This is a genomic window from Frigoribacterium endophyticum (genome assembly GCF_011759585.1).
GTDB classification, from domain to species: domain Bacteria; phylum Actinomycetota; class Actinomycetes; order Actinomycetales; family Microbacteriaceae; genus Frigoribacterium; species Frigoribacterium endophyticum.
In genome coordinates this window covers 1,192,809-1,207,522 of the sequence record NZ_JAAOYV010000002.1, presented here as the reverse complement: position 1 = coordinate 1,207,522, position 14,714 = coordinate 1,192,809, and the positions used below count along the sequence as shown (strand labels likewise).

Genomic DNA, 14,714 nt, shown 5'->3' with positions numbered 1-14,714 from the left:
ACCAATTTGTGATACGTTCGACGGGGCGGCCGTGCGCGCGAGCTGGCGCGCCTAGCCTTGCGGCATGGGTAGAACAGCGCGTGCGAAACCAGCCGCGCTGGCCCCGTCCCCGTGGCCAGACGTTCGCTCGGACGACCCGATCGGGGAAGTGGCTCGCAGATTCGCGCAGAACCTTCGTCAGGCCGTCGGCAGTCGCAGCATCCGGTCGGTAGCCGAAGCTTCAGGTGTCACCCATACGACTCTGCTCAGCGTCCTGGCGGGCCAGGTGTGGCCGGACCTCGAAACGATCGCGAAGCTCGAGCGGGGGCTCGGCGTTTCCCTTTGGCCGCGCCACAGCTGATCGTTCCAACGTGACGGTCTTGGTCATGTCGATTCATCAGGCCTTTGCCCGCCCCCGGGGTCTGTCTGCGGCGAGGGTCTGTCGGGAATGTCCACCATGGTCACCTCGTCGGCCCTGGGGATTGGTGCGAACCGTTGCTGGTTGGCAGTGGGAAGTTCGTCGAGCCAGACTGCTCCTCGCTCTACCAGCCGGGCTCGAAGTGACGTTCCGGTGATGTTCTCTGCGGCGTCAGTGACCGGAGTTGCCTCGAGTTGGAACTCACCGAGCCTGAGGCATAGCTCGAGATAGGTCAGATAGGTCTGTCGCACATGGGCCAAGAGCTCGTCGGGGGCATCTTCGGTACTCGTCTCGCGGAGCACATCTGACGTCGGCGCCCAGCTGATCGACGCCTCGTGCTCATCTATGGCTGCTGTGAGGCCCGAGAGTGGGCCGGCAGGGTGAGCTCTCCATGTGACGCTGCTGCTTGGTTGGGCTATGAGCGAGTCGCTCAGGTCCAGGAAAAGCCCTTGAATCGTGATGATGCCGAAGGCCTTGCGCTGCCCCGAGGTCGGCTTCGCTTGTTTGCTTGCATCCATGGTCATTACTATTACCACCATCCATGCGGAGGGTCCAGGATCACAAGAAGTTAGAAGGTGGCGGAGTGGCCGAGGGCGAGCAGACTGCAGGGCAATACACGATTGTCGGATTAGGCGCGAGCCCGCCGAGCGTGGTCGTCTGGAGAGCGGATGTCTCGCGCGTGGCTCAAGATTGGCGACTTGCCGGAGTCGATCTGGGAATGAGGGATGGGAGGCCTTTCGGGTCTCTCCACTTCGAGGAGGTCAACGGATCGCGCCGCGCTCGGGTCGCTGTCCGGTGGGACCACGTGTACGACCAGTTGCAGTGCTTCGTCACGGATCGGAGCTTTGCGGCGGAGGGGGAGCGCCTCGAGCGAGATGCTCGGCACCGTGTCGGCACGCTGATGGCCGCGTACGCGCAGATCGGGCTTGCAATCACCGCTGGAGCTGTCGCAGAAGGCTCATTGAGGGCCGCTTCGAACCTCGTGCCGATTGGTCCGAGGCATCCCGGTTGATTGCCACTCGGGGTGGCGCGGTTAGCCCAGAACCTTTCGAAGAGCATCGGCCCAAGGTGGTCACTCCTCGTAGTCGACCGCGCCTTCGATGACGAGAAACAGCATGAATAGCTGATCTGCGAGCACTGCCAGGTCGTAAGCGACGTCTTCCACCTGTGCCACGGTGAATGTGCGATCCACGGTCCCCTTGGCCTTGACCCGGCTCGCCGAAGCTGGTCCTTTTCCCGGTGTTGTCCACGCGCCGTGCAGCAGGTGATTCCGGCTCTCCATCGCAACTTTCGAGTCGGCGGACAGTCGCGTGAACATGTCGCGTACCTGCCCCTGGAAGCGGTGCAGCTTCACGAGCTTCGCGCCCAATTCGAGCAGGCCGCTGAAGGAGACGCCACGGGTCACCACAATTCCTATGTCATTTGTCTCGCGGTCATCGTCGCTGACGAGGGCCATGACGGCGAACGCTAGCGTGCGCTCCAGTCGAGCAGACCAGTACGCGACCTCGCCCATCGCGACTAGGTGCTCTCGATCAAGGCCGGTGGCGCGTACTCGGGCTCGGTGTTCGGGAGAGGGGCGCTCGCTCATGCATCAGATCCGAGGGAGGTAGCCCCGATGCTAACGGGCTGACAGTCAACGGCTTGACTGGCGATAGGCGCCCAGGACCTGACCGGGTGGTTCGGCTTCTTCAAGGCCCCGCCCGCGCTTTTCTGCATCAGCCGGGCCGACCCTCCAAGATCCGCCTGGGCGTCACGCGGGGCTGTGAGGTAGGAAGCGTCGATCGGCGAACAGGCGCTCCTAGGGAGGGGTGACGATGTCATGTCGGCAGTGTCACATAGTGCCCCGTCACCGGAACCTGTCTCGGACCACCTATCTGAGACGGTTAGATCCGCGCAGCCCCAAGGGGGTGGTCGAGGCTGGCGATCGTCCGGCTAACGATCCCCCACTGGATCACTTGCTGTGGGGCGAGCGCACTCGGAGAGGACGCCGTCGTGGTCGTTCCGTGTCGTCGGTGAGCGTGGGCGGAAACGGTCCCTAACGTCGTAGCGTCTAGGGATGCAGCAGCCCAGGGGCCTCGATCAGCTCGTATCGGAATGGCGGAGCTCCGGACCAGGACGTGCGCGCTTCGTGCCGGGCTTCGACCCATCAGGTGGAGGAGCAGCGGCGACAGTTCTCGTGCTGATGGAATCACCCGGTCCTGCCACGATCAAGCAGGGCGAGGACGCGATCAGCAGTGAGGACAACCCGGGGCCGACGGCGTCTGCGTTCAGGCGAGCACGGATCGAGTCGGGTCTGGGCAGGAACGTCTACCTGCGATGGAACATCGTCCCGTGGGCCCTTGGTCGGGCGCCGACCGTCACCGATCTCGACGAGGCACGCCCTGCCCTGGCTCAGCTGCTCGTTTCTCTGCCGCAGCTGCGGGCGATCGTGACCTTCGGCACTCCGGCCCTGACGGGCGTGATGAGGTACTTCACCCTGGAACCGCGTGCGAGGGTCGTGCCCGTGCTCGCGGCACCCCATCTGTCGCCGGCGAACGCCACCCGCGCCGGCGAGAAGCACCTGCGGGCCGTCACGGCCCTACGGCACGCTTCGCTTCTCTGATCATCTCGGCGAGGAGTCGGGGCTGTGCTGCGACGCGGCGATCACGGCCAGGAGATCCTGCGCCCCGGCGCTCAGACCGGCCGACCACACGGCGCGGAACGGGCGCCTCAGGTCGACGGCTGCCGGGACGGTGACGAGGCGCCCGGCACGGAGGTCGTCCTCGACCAGCAACGAGCTGATGACTCCCGGACCCACACCGCCGGCGATGGCCGCCCGGATGGCGCCCGTCGACGACAACTGCGCAGCGGGTTCTGCCATCAGGGCAGGGTCGATCCCCAGGGCGAGCTCGAGGGTCCGGCGGGTGCCCGAGCCCGACTCCCGAGACACGAGCGGTGTGGATGCGAGATCCGCTGCCGTCACGGGTTCGGACTTCGATGCCCATGCGTGCCTCGGCGAGACGACGACGAGCAGTTCGTCGACACCCAGGACGGTCGTGGCGAGCCCGTCGGCCTCATCAGGGGTCTCCGTGAACCCGAGGTGCGCGCGCCCCGAACGGACCTCGTCAACGACCCAGTCGCTGTTGCCCGATTCCAGGCGTACCCGGACACGATCCGCTGCCGCTGTCATCCAGCGTGGCATCAGCGCCTCTGACACCGTCTGACTCGCCGCGACGAGGAGAGCGTCGGAGGCGCCGGTCATCAGGGTGTGCAGCGATCGTTCGAAGGTGGTCGCCGCCTCGAGCAGGGGTCGGCCCCACTCGCACACCAGGAGTCCGTGCTCGGTCAGCGCCGAGCCCGCCCGAGAGCGGACGAGCAACGTACGACCCAGCCGCCGCTCGGCGCCCGTGATGCGAGACGACGCCGCCTGCTGGCTGATGCCCACCGATGTCGCGGCCCGGCCCAGACTGCCCGATCTCGAGATCGCCTCCAGCAGTCGGAGCGTCTCGAGATCAACAGGGAGTCCGGTCACAAGGATCGATTGTGACACCACAAGCATCCGCCCGTATCGGCAGCCGGACGCACGTACGAAGATCGAGGCATGCCTGCCGCGATCACACCGACTGTCGCCCCTCCCCGCACGCACGGTCTGTTCCGCCAGCTCGAGCACCGCGGGCAGATCGTGTCGAACCTGACCCCGAACTGGTTCGCGTCGATCATGGGGACCGGCATCGTCGCCAACGCCGCGGCGACCCTGCCGTTGCAGTTCCCGGGGCTGCGCCCTGCCGCGACCATCGTCTGGGCACTGGCCAGCGTGTTGTTGGTCGCTCTCAGCACGGCGACCGTCATGCACTGGGTGCGTTACCGAGCCACCGCGCGGGGGCATCGACTCAATCCGGTGATGGCGCACTTCTACGGGGCACCGCCCATGGCGCTGCTGACCGTCGGCGCGGGCACCCTGCTCTTGGGCAGAGACGTCCTCGGTACGCCCCTGGCGGTCGGCATCGACTGGGTGTTGTGGACCATCGGTACGGTGCTCGGCCTCGTCAGCGCGATCGCGGTCCCGTACCTGACGTTCACCCGGCACGACACGGCCCCCGACAGTGCGTTCGGCGGCTGGCTCATGCCCGTGGTTCCCCCGATGGTGTCTGCCTCGACCGGTGCGCTGCTGCTGCCCTTCCTGCCCGCGGGGCAGGCCAGGCAGAATATGCTCTGGGGGTGCTACGCGATGTTCGGGTTGTCGTTGCTGGCGTCGATCGTGATCATCACGCTGATCTGGTCACGCCTGGCCCAGCACAAGATCGGCCCGGCCGGCATGGTCCCGACCCTCTGGATCGTCCTCGGCCCCCTGGGGCAGTCGATCACCGCGGCCAACCTGCTCGGTGGCAACGCCCACCTCGCCGTCGACCAGGGAACCTCGCACGCCCTGTTCGTCTTCGGGCTCGTCTACGGTGTGCCCACTCTGGGATTCGCCCTGATGTGGGCGGCACTGGCATCGGCCATCACCCGCCGCACCATCCGCCAGGGGCTCCCGTTCTCACTCACCTGGTGGTCGTTCACCTTCCCCGTCGGCACCTGCGTGACAGGCCTGAACGGTCTGGCCCTGCACACGGGACTCGTCGCGCTGCAGGTACTGGCGGTCGTGTTCTACATCGGGCTCGTCGGGGCCTGGGTCACGGTCGCCGTGCGCACCTTCCACGGCAGCGTCATACGCGGAACGCTCCTCGCGCCTCCCCGTCCCCTGCCCTGACCGCGGACGACGAGGGTGCGTGGGGGAGTGGCTCAGATCGAACAGGCGTCGTTCCAGTCACGGCGATAGGCCTCGGGGTCACTGACGTCGACGATGGCCGAGGCGGCGCCCTTGGGCTCGTCACGCGACCGGTAGCTCTCGAACGCCACCGCACTGCGGTCGTTGCTCGCCGGATCACGCACCCCGGAGGCTTCGACCCACAGAGTCCAGTTCCACCGCGTCCGGACGCCAGGCTGCAACGCGCCTTCGCCGACGACCAACAGCACGTCCGTGCCGGCGGGTGAAGACTCGAAGTCTGCGCCCGTGAATGATCGGACCGACGACGTGAGGCCTCTCGCGCTGATCTCCCGAGCTAACTGACTGCCCATGTCCGAGAGATGCTCGCCAGCATCGCCATCCACAGCCACGATGCCTCCACCGGACGGAAGCTGACTCAGCATCTCGGAAACCAAGTCATGGATGACGGTGTTGCTCATGATGCTTTCTCCTGCTCACTCGTTCGTCGAAACGGAAAAGGGAGTCGGCGGCCGCCGACTGATGCGGCTGCACGAAGCGGTCGCGAACCTGATGCAACCACGAGCATGCGCCGACGTTCAGCCCTGTAGAAGCGCGTGCTTGGAGCGCCCGATAGGGGATCGTCTATCGGACACCTGCGAACTGGTGGACGCGCTAATGGTCCGTGCTCTGAAACGACGAGATGGCTTCCTGAAGCTGAGCCAGCGACGGAGAACCTGCAAGACCATCGGGAGTGAGGTAGACGCGGCAGGCCAAACCAGGAGGCGCGTCCGGGGCCGGGAAGAGCGGGGTGCCGTCGATGAGCAGTGTTGGCGAGCCTCGGAAGTCCAACGCTTCTGCGTCGGCCTGCGTTTCAACGCGCTGCTCGATCACGGTGAAGTCATTCCGATCTGCCTTAATGACGGCCAGACGCTCGGCTGTGGTTTCCCAGTTCGGGCACCCGTCGAAGTACTGCAAGGTGATTTGCATCTCTCGACGCTAAACGCTGGCGAGGGCCGGTGGCCTATCTCGGACTACTTGCCAGTTTTCGTGACGGGATGGGCCTTTGTGGTTTGACTGCTCACGAGGCGGGGGATGAGTCGGACGAAGATCACCATGCCCATGAGTTCGACGAGCGTCTGGGTCACGACAACGACCGGGGCAAGCGACAGTGACGCCGGCAGGGCCAGCGCGAGCGGCAAGACCACGAGCGAGTTCCTGGTCGCGCCGCTGAACACCAGGGCCCGGGTTGCTGGCACGTCGAGTCGGAAGGTGCGAGCAATGCCGATTCCGATCGCCGCCATGACGACGAGGAACCCGGCGTAGATCGGCACCAGCACGAGCAACTGCCCCAAGGAGTCCCCAACAGCTCCCGCTTGGGAGGCCACGACGGTGAACAGGGTCGCCATCATCAGCGGCACCATCACGCCCAGCATCGTCCGCTCGATCACGACACCGGATCGGTGTCGCCGGGCGAGTGCCTGCACGAGCGCGGCCGCGGTGAGCGGGACAGCGATCAGGAGAAGGAAGGCCCGGGCGAAGGGGCCGACCTCGACCACGGCGACGCCCTCGGGGCCGATGAACACCAGCAGGTACAGCGGCAGGAGGAGGATCTGCGCCAGCATCAGCAGCGGTGCAGCGGCGAGGAGCCGTTCCGACGCGCCGCCAGCAAGGCCGGCGAACACGATCACGTAGTCGATGCACGGGGTCAGCAGCACCAGCAGCACCCCGAACAGCAGCGCCGGCTCGTCCGCAACAAACCGGGACAGCCCGTACGCGACGACCGGGACGACGGCGAAGTTCAGCACCCCGACCGCGGCGAGGAACCGTCCGTCGCGGAGGGACTTCCCGATCGCGGCGAACGGGACCCCGAGGAACGTCGCGAACAGCAGGAGCGCGAGCACGGGCTCGATCGCTGCCTCTAGGTGGTTTGCTCCCGGCACGGTGAGGCCGACGACGCCGGCAGCCAGGATCGCCGCCAGGTAGAGGCCTATCTGCCGGTGTTCGAGCCAGGAGACGACCGCGTTCACGGCTGGACTGGTGTGGAGGAGGAAGGCACGTCAGTGACCGTAGAGGTTCGAGCCGCTTGAAGGTCAAGTGGCACCGGCGGCTCTATGGTCGCGGTGTGCGAATCTCCGAGGTCAGCAAGCGCAGCGGCGTCCCCGCCACGGCGCTCCGCTACTACGAGTCCATCGGGCTCTTGACTGCTGCCAGGACCTTGAACGGGTACCGGGATTACAGCCCGGACGTTCTCAGTCGGCTCGACCTGATCGAGGCCAGCAAGGAACTCGGGCTGCCTCTTGATCAGATCGGCGTGCACCTCAGCACCATGGAGTCGACGTCCTGCACCGATGTCCGCGAAGCCTTACGGCCGCTCCTGGCCGAGCAGGTGCGTCAGATCGAGGAGAAGCAGGCCCGCCTCGACCAGCTCCGATCGCGTCTCTCGCGCGCCGAGCACGACCTGGCCGAATGCCCTGACCGGTCTGAGCGGTGCTCGACCGAGTGCGTCTTCCGCACCAGCGCCTAGGAAGGGTCGGTGGGTGAGCGTCGTTCGATCAGAACGGTGTCGCGCCACACGCCGGCATAAGGGCCTGCTTCGGAGCGCGCGATCCGTTCCCGCGTCCCGATCCGGCGGAACCCCGCCCTGTCGTGGAGGGCCAGGCTCGCCCCGTTCTCGGGGAAGATCGACGACTGAACGGTCCAGATGTCCGAAGCATCCACCGAGTCGAGGAACGCACTCAGCAACTCCCATCCAATGCCACGTCCTCGCGCCGCGGCGGTGACGTAGACGGAGTGCTCGACGACACCTGCATACGCTGGCCTGGCCGACGTCGCAGACGCCGCCACCCAGCCGAGCACGGCGCCCGCGGTGTCGTCGACCGCGACGAACCGGTGCGCGGCGAGCTTGCCTGCATCGAACGCGTCCCAGGTCGGGGTGCGGGTCTCGAAGGTGGCGTTACCGGTGTCGATACCCTCCTGGTAGATCTGCTCGATGGCGGGCCAGTCGTCCGGGGCCATGGCCCGGACGGTGACGCTCACGAGCAGCACCCACCTGCTGCCGGCCCGTCGACGGCGCACCCGGAGGCGTCCGGGAGGTTCGTCGAGCAGACACCCGTCTCGGGGAGTTCGAGCTGCACGAGGCGGGCGGCTTCGTGATTGCCAGCGAGTTCGTCCGCGATGGAACGCACCTGCTCGTAGCCGGTGAGCAGCAGGAACGTCGGGGCACGGCCGTACGACTTCATGCCGGCGATGTAGAAGTTCGGCTCCGGGTGCCCGAGCTCTGCGACCCCGTGCGGGTAGACCGTGCCGCAGGAATGCAGGTTTGGGTCGATCAGCGGTGCGAGCTGCCGAGGTGCTTCGACGATCTCGTCCAGGGATACCCGGATCTCACGGAGCATGTCGAGGTCAGGGCGGAACCCGGTCGCGTTCACCACCACGTCCGCGGCGACCGTCAGGGGCTCACCGCGGCGACGCCCGACGAGCTGCACGCCGTCAGCGGTCTTGGTGACGTCGTCGACCTCGAACCGGTCGACCAGGGCGATCGCGCCGGCACGGACGAGGTCGCGGACGGCGCTGCCGAGGTCACCACGGCCTTCGAGCTGGTCGGCTGCTGACCCGTAGACCCGGGCGGGGGTGCTGCTGCGGATCGCCCACGTGATCGTCGTCCCGGGGGCGTCCTTGGCGAGGGTGGCGAGCTTGAGGAGGGTGTTCGCCGCCGAGTGGCCAGCGCCGACGACGACCGTGTGCCGGCCAGCGAACCGTTCCCGGTCGCGGCCGAGGACGTCGGGCAGGGCGTGGCTGATGCTGCCGGCGACGTCGTCGCCGTGGGAAAGGCCGACCCCGGAGGAGGTGAGGGTGTTGGGGGTCGTGTAGGTGCCTGAGGTGTCGATGACGGCGCGGGCGAGTTCGTCGCGCACCTCGCCGTCGTGGTCGAGGCGCAGCAGAAACGGCGTCTCGGCCCGCCCGGTGGAGCGGGTGCGGTCCATGCCCTGCCGGGACACTGCGGCGACCCGGTGCCCGTACCGGATGCGGCCGGACAGCTCAGGGGTCGCGGCGAGGGGTTCGAGGTAGTCGCGGACGAAGTCGGCACCGTAGGGGAGCTTCTTCGCTGCCGGGGCCTCCCAGTCGGTGGTGTCGAGGAGGCGTGCGGCGGCCGGGTCGACGAGGTGCTCCCACGGGGTGAACAGGCGCGTGTGACCCCACGCGCGGACCGCCGTCGCGGCACTCGGGCCGGCTTCGTAGATCACGACGTCGACGCCGCGTTCGAGGAGCTGCGCGGCAGCAGCGAGGCCAACAGGGCCGGCGCCGATGACGGCGACGGGGAGCCCGGCGAGGGTCGGTGCGTCGGTGCGGGGCGGGACAGAGAGGGTGAGGCTCATGCGGGGAGACCCTTCGATTCGATGCCGAGTTCGGCCAGGAGCGATTCGACGAGCTTGCGAACGTCGTCGCGGATGAGGCGCACCTGCTCGAGGGGGAGCCCGGCGGGGTCGGTGAGGTGCCAGTCGCGGTAGGTCTTGCTGGGGTAGATCGGGCACGCGTCGCCGCAGCCCATCGTGATCACGACGTCGGCTGCCTGCACGACGTCGTCTGTCAGCGGCTTCGGGAACGCCTCGTCAAGGTCGAGGCCCAGCTCTCGCATCGCTTCCGCGACGACGGGGTGGAGGTCTCGGGCGGGCATAGACCCGGCGGAGCGGACGTGGACGGCACCGCCGGAGAGGACGTTGGTGAACACGGCTGCCATCTGGGACCGGCCGGCGTTCTGCTCGCAGACGAACAGCACCTCCGGCACCGTCCGCTCGATCGCCCCGGTGGCCTGCCCGAGAGCAGTCAGCCGGTCGATCGCGAACCGGGTCGCATTGGTGGTCAGGTGCGCCCGGACTTGCGCTGTGCGAAGGAGAGCCGTGTAGGACTCGAGCACGTACCGCTCGATCGTCTCCGGTCCGAAGATGCCCTCGAACCGGGTGGCGAGGTCGCCCGCGGCACGCTTGAGTGCGTCCTCGGGGAAGGCAAGGCCCGGCAGGCCGCGCCTCGTGGTCAGGTCCGTCATCGTCGTTTCCTCACAGCTCAGGGGGTTAGGCGGTCGCGGGTGCGATCTCGGCCAGGAGGGCCTGGATGCGGCCCTTGATGTCGTCGCGGATGGGGCGGACGTCCTCGATGCCGCGGCCAGCGGGGTCGGTCAGCTCCCAGTCCTCGTAGCGCTTGCCGGGGAAGATCGGGCACGCGTCGCCGCAGCCCATCGTGATCACGACGTCGCTGTCCCGGACGGCCTCGGTGGTGAGGACCTTGGGCTGGTTCCCGGCGATATCGATGCCTTCCTCGGCCATGGCCTGGATCGCGATCGGGTTGATCTGGTCCTTGGGCTCGCTGCCGGCGGAGAGGACGTCGACGCGGTCGCCGGCCAGGGCCTGCATGTAGCCGGCGGCCATCTGGGAGCGGCCGGCGTTGTGGACGCAGACGAACAGGACGGTGGGCTTGGTGCTCATGACGGGTTCCTTCGGGTGAGGGGTTAGACCCGTTCAGCGATGCGCGCTGCCGGGGTGGGGGAGGGGAACAGGCGTGGCCGGAGCCACAGGGACAGGTACACCAGCGCCACGAGCGCCGGGACCTCGATCAGGGGGCCGACGATGCCAGCGAGGGCTTGGCCGGAGGTGGCCCCGAACGTGCCGACCGCGACCGCGATCGCCAGCTCGAAGTTGTTCCCCGCGGCTGTGAACGCCAGCGTCGCCGTCCGCTCGTAGGCCAGGCCGATGGCCCGTCCGGTGAAGAACGCGACGAGGAACGTGACGGCGAAGTACACCAGCAGCGGGACGGCGATGCGGACGACGTCGAGGGGTCGGTCGACGACCTGCTGTCCCTGGAGGGCGAAGAGCATCACGATCGTGAACAGCAGCCCGTAGAGGGCGAAGGGGCCGATCTTCGGCAGGAAGCGTGTCTCGTACCAGGTGCGTCCCTTGGTCGCTTCCCCGATGCGGCGGGACAGGTAGCCGGCGAGGAGGGGGATGCCGAGGAAAACCAGGACGCTGAGGGTGATCGACCAGATGCTGAACGACGCGCTCGTGACCGGGAGCCCGAGCCAGGCGGGGAGGATCTGGAGGTAGAACCAGCCGAGGCCGGCGAACGCGACGACCTGGAACACCGAGTTCAGGGCGACGAGGAACGCGGCAGCTTCTCGGTCGCCGCAGGCGAGGTCGTTCCAGATCAGCACCATGGCGATGCACCGGGCGAGGCCCACGATGATCAGCCCCGTGCGGTACTCCGGCAGATCCGGCAGGAACACCCATGCCAGGGCGAACATCAGAGCAGGGCCGACGACCCAGTTCATCACCAACGACGACACCAGGAGGCGTCGGTCGCCGGCTATGGCGCGGGTGTCGGAGTAGCGGACCTTCGCCAGCACCGGGTACATCATCACCAGCAGCCCGACCGCGATCGGGACGCTCACCTGCCCCACCTGGAACGAGTGCAGCAGCTCACCGAAAGCCGGCACGAACACCGCCAGCAGCAGCCCCACGCCCATGGCGGCGAGAATCCACACGGGGAGGAAGCGGTCAGCGGTCCCGAGCCGGGCAGGCGCGGTGGTGGTGGTCGTCATGCAGCTCCGTAGATCGATGAGTGTCGATGTGTTGAGCCTGCCCCAACCCATCGACGACTGTCAATCTGTGTGGAAGAGTGTTCACATGCCCGTTGCCGAACTCCTGCCCCTCACGGACGTGACCGCGTGCTGCGCACCGCTGGCCCGCGAGGCGATGGACGCGGAGAACGCCGAGAAGCTGGCCCGCAGCCTCAAAGCCATCGCGGACCCGGCCCGGCTCCGGCTCATCTCGATGGTTGCCGCGCACGACGGGGCCGAGGCGTGCGTGTGTGACCTCACCGAACCTCTCGGGCTCAGCCAGCCGACTGTGTCGCACCACCTGAAGGTGCTCGTCGACGCCGGCATCCTCACTCGCGACAAGCGCGGGATCTGGGCGTACTACGCGCTCGTCCCTGGGGCCCTCGATTCCCTCGGCAAGCTCCTTGTAACGGCCTGAGTTCTGCTGCGTTTTCCCTCGTCTCTTGGCTGGCGCATGCACTCAAGATGCCGCATGGCTTACAGCTGGAGGGAATCAACATCGCGTAGTGTGAGTTGATCTCGTTGATGGGAATCATGACGAATGGGGGGTTGACCGTGGAGCGAACCGTTGCTGCTGCATCGATTGCGTCACGTCTGCTCGTCGCCGCGAACCACGATGGTCGAAGTCTCACCAACCTGCAACTGCAAAAGCTCGTCTTCCTTGTTCAGAGCAAGGGGCTGTCAGAGCGACATGCGCCGACGTTCCGAGAGCCGGTTCAGGCCTGGAAAAACGGCCCCGTGGTCAAGCCTCTCTACGGCTTGTACAAGGAGTACCACGATCAGCCAATAGCTCACATCGACACCTCAGCCATCAGCGTTGAGGAGTTGCGTGAGGAAGTCATCGATGACGTCGAAGACGTGTGGTCGCTTTTTGGAGATATGACTGGGGGCGCGCTCTGGGCACTGACCCATGAGCCGGGCCGAGTGTGGGACAAGCATTACCGCGAGGGTTCGCTGAACATTGAACTGCCTCAGCCGGAGATCGGAAGCGACTGGGCCGCGTACCGGCGGGTAGCGGAGCTTCGCAAGGCTGGGCGGTTGCGGGCCTCCGAACATGCCGCGATTGAGCATCCGTCGCTCGGCACTGCTCAATTTGCTACGACATCTGGTCCCGCCTACGAGGCAGCAAAGTCACGATTCCGCCTTTCGCGGCCCGTTAGGCGTGCCAACTGACGCAGGGACGGGATCGCCAGCTAGGGCTTCACGCCTTGTAGTCATCCTGGACGTGAACGTCTACCTCGACGCCGCCCGAGTCGTCGGCGCGCCGTTCACCTGGGAGCGGCTCGAAGCAGCAGGGGTCCGGGCGCGAGCCGATGGAGTTCCGCACCGTAGGGATCCGGGACTTGACAGCGTGTTGACCATCCTCGCCTGCGCGGGCGGCCAGCACGCAGACGGGCGCAGCCTGAGTGTCTGGACGAGCGACCACATCAACCTCATGGTCGCATCTAAGGCTGCCCATCCCACATCGGGCGTCGGGAACCCAGGTCTTGGATGGCTAGACGCCGATGCCCAGACCTTGCTCGAGGACCTCGTTTGGGAAGTCGTCATTCGCTCGGAGGGTGACACGGTGGGTGAGATCGTGAGCGCCTACGGGGACCCGCCGCTCGATCATGAAGATGGGACGGTGTACGCAACCGCCCGGGATGCCGACGATCCTGATGATGGCTACGTCGACCGCGTGTGCATCACTCGTGACACCGGCTTCCTCAACGCTTCACTCCCAGGCCTGATCCAGGTTGTTTCGCCCAGCACGTGGATCCTGGAATACCAGGCTGAAGAGCGGAAGCGAGCTATGCGTCGTCTTAGCGCCGCCCGTCCGCGTTGAACCTCACCATTCCTTCTGGCTTTGTCGGACTCAAGAATCCGAAGGTAGTTCGGACAGCACAAGGCGAGCTTCGTAGGGGTTGTAGCCCACAGCGGCATACAGCTGCGGGAGATCATGATCAGGCAGCCCCATCATCTCGAGAGCTGTTTTGGCGAGATCGTGCGAAGCGCCGATGGACTGTCCGTCCGCGATGGACGCATAGAAGCGCGCCGCGTAGTTGATCGCATCAGAATCTCCGATCGAATCGGAATGACCGATAGCAAAGGCCGCAATGCCTTCTGTGAGGCGACGAGCCTGTTCCGCGGTCTTGCACGCATTCAGGACGACGAGAAGGGGAGTTTCGTCGACAGCTTGTAGAGCACGGCCAAGTAGCCGGCCGGACATCGCGCGGCCGTCATTGTGGGCGTCGACATCCTCTTCGAAGACGATGACGTCCTCGTTGCCGTGGCCGGAGAAGTGGACGACGTGAGGGGTGCCCTGCGTGAGACCGTTCAAGAGGTCCTCACCCGTCGCAGCCGGCCGGACGTCTAGCCGAACCTGATCGCGACCAGACGCGAACCGAACTGCATCCTGGATTTGCTTTTGCTCGCGTCCGACACGGAGGTCATCTCGGCCTGACGAGGTGAGGACGAGGATGCGGAGGCGCTCTTTCTTCGGCTGTCGAAGTTCGGCTATCGCTCTCTCGTGCACGTCGAAGCGCATCGCCGTCTCGTCGCGCAGACGGCCCGTCTCAGCTCTGGCTGCCGTCACTTGCTGAGCTCGTTGCCGTTCTAGGGCTGTGTCGGTCTGCTCACGCTTCCGCTCCGACGCCTTCTGTTCCGACCTCTCGGCGGTTGACAGCTGCTTTTGTAAAGCCACTTCCTCAACCAGGTACTTGCTCGCCTTGGTCTGCCAAGCGGCGGCGTCCTTGCCAGCGGTATTGGCGTCCTGCTCGTACCTGTCCGCGTCCCGCGATCGTGACTTTCGCGTCGAGTCGTTGCTCGTCTTGGATGCCGCAGCCCGAGCCTTCGTTGCATCGGCGCGCTTGGCGTTCTCCTTCGTTCGCGCTGCCGACGCCTTCTTCTCGGCATCGGCCTTTTGTGCGCGCTTCCGCTCGAGTTGAGACCGAATCGTCGAGCTGCTCATGGGACGAGGTTAAGGGAACGGCCCGACTCTCGAA

The 14,714-nt window shown here is 66.4% G+C and carries 19 protein-coding genes; 7 read left to right on the top strand and 12 right to left on the bottom strand.

Features of this window, described 5'->3' with window-relative positions; all coding sequences use genetic code 11:
* Positions 1-64 precede the first annotated feature (64 nt).
* The gene (locus tag FHR77_RS16765; protein WP_082059912.1) at positions 65-340 is read left to right on the top strand and encodes a helix-turn-helix domain-containing protein; all 276 of its coding nucleotides are present in this window, start codon (positions 65-67) and stop codon (positions 338-340) included.
* Positions 341-363: 23 nt separating this feature from the next.
* Here the strand turns inward: FHR77_RS16765 and FHR77_RS13070 are convergent, their stop codons facing one another.
* Together FHR77_RS13070 and FHR77_RS13065 are read right to left on the bottom strand one after the other, a co-directional pair.
* On the bottom strand, positions 364-915 hold the full coding sequence (locus FHR77_RS13070) for a hypothetical protein (protein ID WP_152970198.1): 552 nt from the start codon (positions 913-915) through the stop codon (positions 364-366).
* A 554-nt stretch (positions 916-1,469) separates the two neighbouring features.
* Positions 1,470-1,985 (bottom strand): hypothetical protein, encoded by a 516-nt coding sequence (locus FHR77_RS13065; protein ID WP_152970199.1) that lies wholly within the window; start codon positions 1,983-1,985, stop codon positions 1,470-1,472.
* Between the two features lie 468 nt (positions 1,986-2,453).
* Here FHR77_RS13065 and FHR77_RS13060 point away from each other — a divergent pair, with 468 nt between their 5' ends.
* The gene (locus tag FHR77_RS13060) at positions 2,454-2,999 is read left to right on the top strand and encodes a uracil-DNA glycosylase family protein (protein WP_043594580.1); all 546 of its coding nucleotides are present in this window, start codon (positions 2,454-2,456) and stop codon (positions 2,997-2,999) included.
* On the opposite strand, the gene FHR77_RS13055 is transcribed toward FHR77_RS13060, so the two are convergent.
* On the bottom strand, positions 3,000-3,926 hold the full coding sequence (locus tag FHR77_RS13055) for a LysR family transcriptional regulator (RefSeq protein ID WP_167260826.1): 927 nt from the start codon (positions 3,924-3,926) through the stop codon (positions 3,000-3,002). It abuts the gene before it with no gap.
* A 51-nt stretch (positions 3,927-3,977) separates the two neighbouring features.
* Between FHR77_RS13055 and FHR77_RS13050 the strand changes: the two genes are divergently transcribed.
* The gene (locus tag FHR77_RS13050) at positions 3,978-5,126 is read left to right on the top strand and encodes a TDT family transporter (protein WP_043594582.1); all 1,149 of its coding nucleotides are present in this window, start codon (positions 3,978-3,980) and stop codon (positions 5,124-5,126) included.
* A gap of 32 nt (positions 5,127-5,158) precedes the next feature.
* On the opposite strand, the gene FHR77_RS13045 is transcribed toward FHR77_RS13050, so the two are convergent.
* The 3 genes from FHR77_RS13045 to FHR77_RS13035 form a co-directional block, all read right to left on the bottom strand.
* The gene (locus FHR77_RS13045) at positions 5,159-5,602 is read right to left on the bottom strand and encodes a nucleoside/nucleotide kinase family protein (protein ID WP_054145818.1); all 444 of its coding nucleotides are present in this window, start codon (positions 5,600-5,602) and stop codon (positions 5,159-5,161) included.
* Between the two features lie 193 nt (positions 5,603-5,795).
* Complete coding sequence (locus FHR77_RS13040; RefSeq protein WP_043594583.1) at positions 5,796-6,110, bottom strand: DsbA family protein; 315 nt, start codon at positions 6,108-6,110, stop codon at positions 5,796-5,798.
* Positions 6,111-6,154: 44 nt separating this feature from the next.
* A complete protein-coding gene (locus tag FHR77_RS13035; RefSeq protein WP_043594585.1) occupies positions 6,155-7,150 on the bottom strand; it encodes an arsenic resistance protein in 996 nt (331 codons plus the stop codon).
* Between the two features lie 56 nt (positions 7,151-7,206).
* Here FHR77_RS13035 and FHR77_RS13030 point away from each other — a divergent pair, with 56 nt between their 5' ends.
* Positions 7,207-7,647 carry a MerR family transcriptional regulator gene (locus tag FHR77_RS13030; RefSeq protein ID WP_197073513.1) on the top strand — a complete coding sequence of 147 codons (441 nt, stop codon included), beginning with the start codon at positions 7,207-7,209 and terminating at the stop codon, positions 7,645-7,647.
* Here the strand turns inward: FHR77_RS13030 and FHR77_RS13025 are convergent.
* From FHR77_RS13025 to arsB, 5 genes are read right to left on the bottom strand one after another with little or no spacing between them, the layout of a single operon-like run.
* Positions 7,644-8,159 carry a GNAT family N-acetyltransferase gene (locus FHR77_RS13025; protein WP_414655455.1) on the bottom strand — a complete coding sequence of 172 codons (516 nt, stop codon included), beginning with the start codon at positions 8,157-8,159 and terminating at the stop codon, positions 7,644-7,646. The genes FHR77_RS13030 and FHR77_RS13025 overlap by 4 nt on opposite strands.
* A complete protein-coding gene (locus tag FHR77_RS13020; RefSeq protein WP_043594589.1) occupies positions 8,156-9,499 on the bottom strand; it encodes an NAD(P)-binding domain-containing protein in 1,344 nt (447 codons plus the stop codon). Before FHR77_RS13020 ends, FHR77_RS13025 begins: the two co-directional genes overlap by 4 nt.
* Positions 9,496-10,167: an arsenate reductase ArsC gene (locus FHR77_RS13015; protein ID WP_043594591.1), complete on the bottom strand. Its 672-nt coding sequence runs from the start codon at positions 10,165-10,167 to the stop codon at positions 9,496-9,498. Before FHR77_RS13015 ends, FHR77_RS13020 begins: the two co-directional genes overlap by 4 nt.
* Positions 10,168-10,192: 25 nt before the next feature.
* Positions 10,193-10,603 carry an arsenate reductase ArsC gene (locus tag FHR77_RS13010; RefSeq protein ID WP_055811500.1) on the bottom strand — a complete coding sequence of 137 codons (411 nt, stop codon included), beginning with the start codon at positions 10,601-10,603 and terminating at the stop codon, positions 10,193-10,195.
* A gap of 23 nt (positions 10,604-10,626) precedes the next feature.
* Positions 10,627-11,712: an ACR3 family arsenite efflux transporter gene (arsB, locus tag FHR77_RS13005; RefSeq protein ID WP_055811503.1), complete on the bottom strand. Its 1,086-nt coding sequence runs from the start codon at positions 11,710-11,712 to the stop codon at positions 10,627-10,629.
* A gap of 85 nt (positions 11,713-11,797) precedes the next feature.
* Here arsB and FHR77_RS13000 point away from each other — a divergent pair, with 85 nt between their 5' ends.
* From FHR77_RS13000 to FHR77_RS12990, 3 genes are all read left to right on the top strand, one after another.
* Positions 11,798-12,148: an ArsR/SmtB family transcription factor gene (locus tag FHR77_RS13000; RefSeq protein WP_043594596.1), complete on the top strand. Its 351-nt coding sequence runs from the start codon at positions 11,798-11,800 to the stop codon at positions 12,146-12,148.
* Positions 12,149-12,255: 107 nt separating this feature from the next.
* A complete protein-coding gene (locus tag FHR77_RS12995) occupies positions 12,256-12,903 on the top strand; it encodes a Panacea domain-containing protein (protein WP_082059913.1) in 648 nt (215 codons plus the stop codon).
* A gap of 52 nt (positions 12,904-12,955) precedes the next feature.
* Positions 12,956-13,555 carry a hypothetical protein gene (locus FHR77_RS12990; RefSeq protein ID WP_152970200.1) on the top strand — a complete coding sequence of 200 codons (600 nt, stop codon included), beginning with the start codon at positions 12,956-12,958 and terminating at the stop codon, positions 13,553-13,555.
* A 30-nt stretch (positions 13,556-13,585) separates the two neighbouring features.
* On the opposite strand, the gene FHR77_RS12985 is transcribed toward FHR77_RS12990, so the two are convergent.
* Positions 13,586-14,680 (bottom strand): CHAT domain-containing protein, encoded by a 1,095-nt coding sequence (locus FHR77_RS12985; RefSeq protein WP_167260824.1) that lies wholly within the window; start codon positions 14,678-14,680, stop codon positions 13,586-13,588.
* Positions 14,681-14,714: the final 34 nt, after the last annotated feature.

What these genes read in the sequence shown, in the direction of transcription:
- arsB (WP_055811503.1), bottom strand. Translation starts at nt 11,712, where the DNA reads ATGACGACCACCACCACCGCGCCTGCCCGGCTCGGGACCGCTGACCGC.
- FHR77_RS13065 (WP_152970199.1), bottom strand. Translation starts at nt 1,985, where the DNA reads ATGAGCGAGCGCCCCTCTCCCGAACACCGAGCCCGAGTACGCGCCACC.
- FHR77_RS13045 (WP_054145818.1), bottom strand. Translation starts at nt 5,602, where the DNA reads ATGAGCAACACCGTCATCCATGACTTGGTTTCCGAGATGCTGAGTCAG.
- FHR77_RS13000 (WP_043594596.1), top strand. Translation starts at nt 11,798, where the DNA reads ATGCCCGTTGCCGAACTCCTGCCCCTCACGGACGTGACCGCGTGCTGC.
- FHR77_RS13060 (WP_043594580.1), top strand. Translation starts at nt 2,454, where the DNA reads ATGCAGCAGCCCAGGGGCCTCGATCAGCTCGTATCGGAATGGCGGAGC.
- FHR77_RS13050 (WP_043594582.1), top strand. Translation starts at nt 3,978, where the DNA reads ATGCCTGCCGCGATCACACCGACTGTCGCCCCTCCCCGCACGCACGGT.
- FHR77_RS13015 (WP_043594591.1), bottom strand. Translation starts at nt 10,167, where the DNA reads ATGACGGACCTGACCACGAGGCGCGGCCTGCCGGGCCTTGCCTTCCCC.
- FHR77_RS12985 (WP_167260824.1), bottom strand. Translation starts at nt 14,680, where the DNA reads ATGAGCAGCTCGACGATTCGGTCTCAACTCGAGCGGAAGCGCGCACAA.
- FHR77_RS12995 (WP_082059913.1), top strand. Translation starts at nt 12,256, where the DNA reads ATGGGAATCATGACGAATGGGGGGTTGACCGTGGAGCGAACCGTTGCT.
- FHR77_RS13040 (WP_043594583.1), bottom strand. Translation starts at nt 6,110, where the DNA reads ATGCAAATCACCTTGCAGTACTTCGACGGGTGCCCGAACTGGGAAACC.
- FHR77_RS16765 (WP_082059912.1), top strand. Translation starts at nt 65, where the DNA reads ATGGGTAGAACAGCGCGTGCGAAACCAGCCGCGCTGGCCCCGTCCCCG.
- FHR77_RS13010 (WP_055811500.1), bottom strand. Translation starts at nt 10,603, where the DNA reads ATGAGCACCAAGCCCACCGTCCTGTTCGTCTGCGTCCACAACGCCGGC.
- FHR77_RS13070 (WP_152970198.1), bottom strand. Translation starts at nt 915, where the DNA reads ATGGATGCAAGCAAACAAGCGAAGCCGACCTCGGGGCAGCGCAAGGCC.
- FHR77_RS13020 (WP_043594589.1), bottom strand. Translation starts at nt 9,499, where the DNA reads ATGAGCCTCACCCTCTCTGTCCCGCCCCGCACCGACGCACCGACCCTC.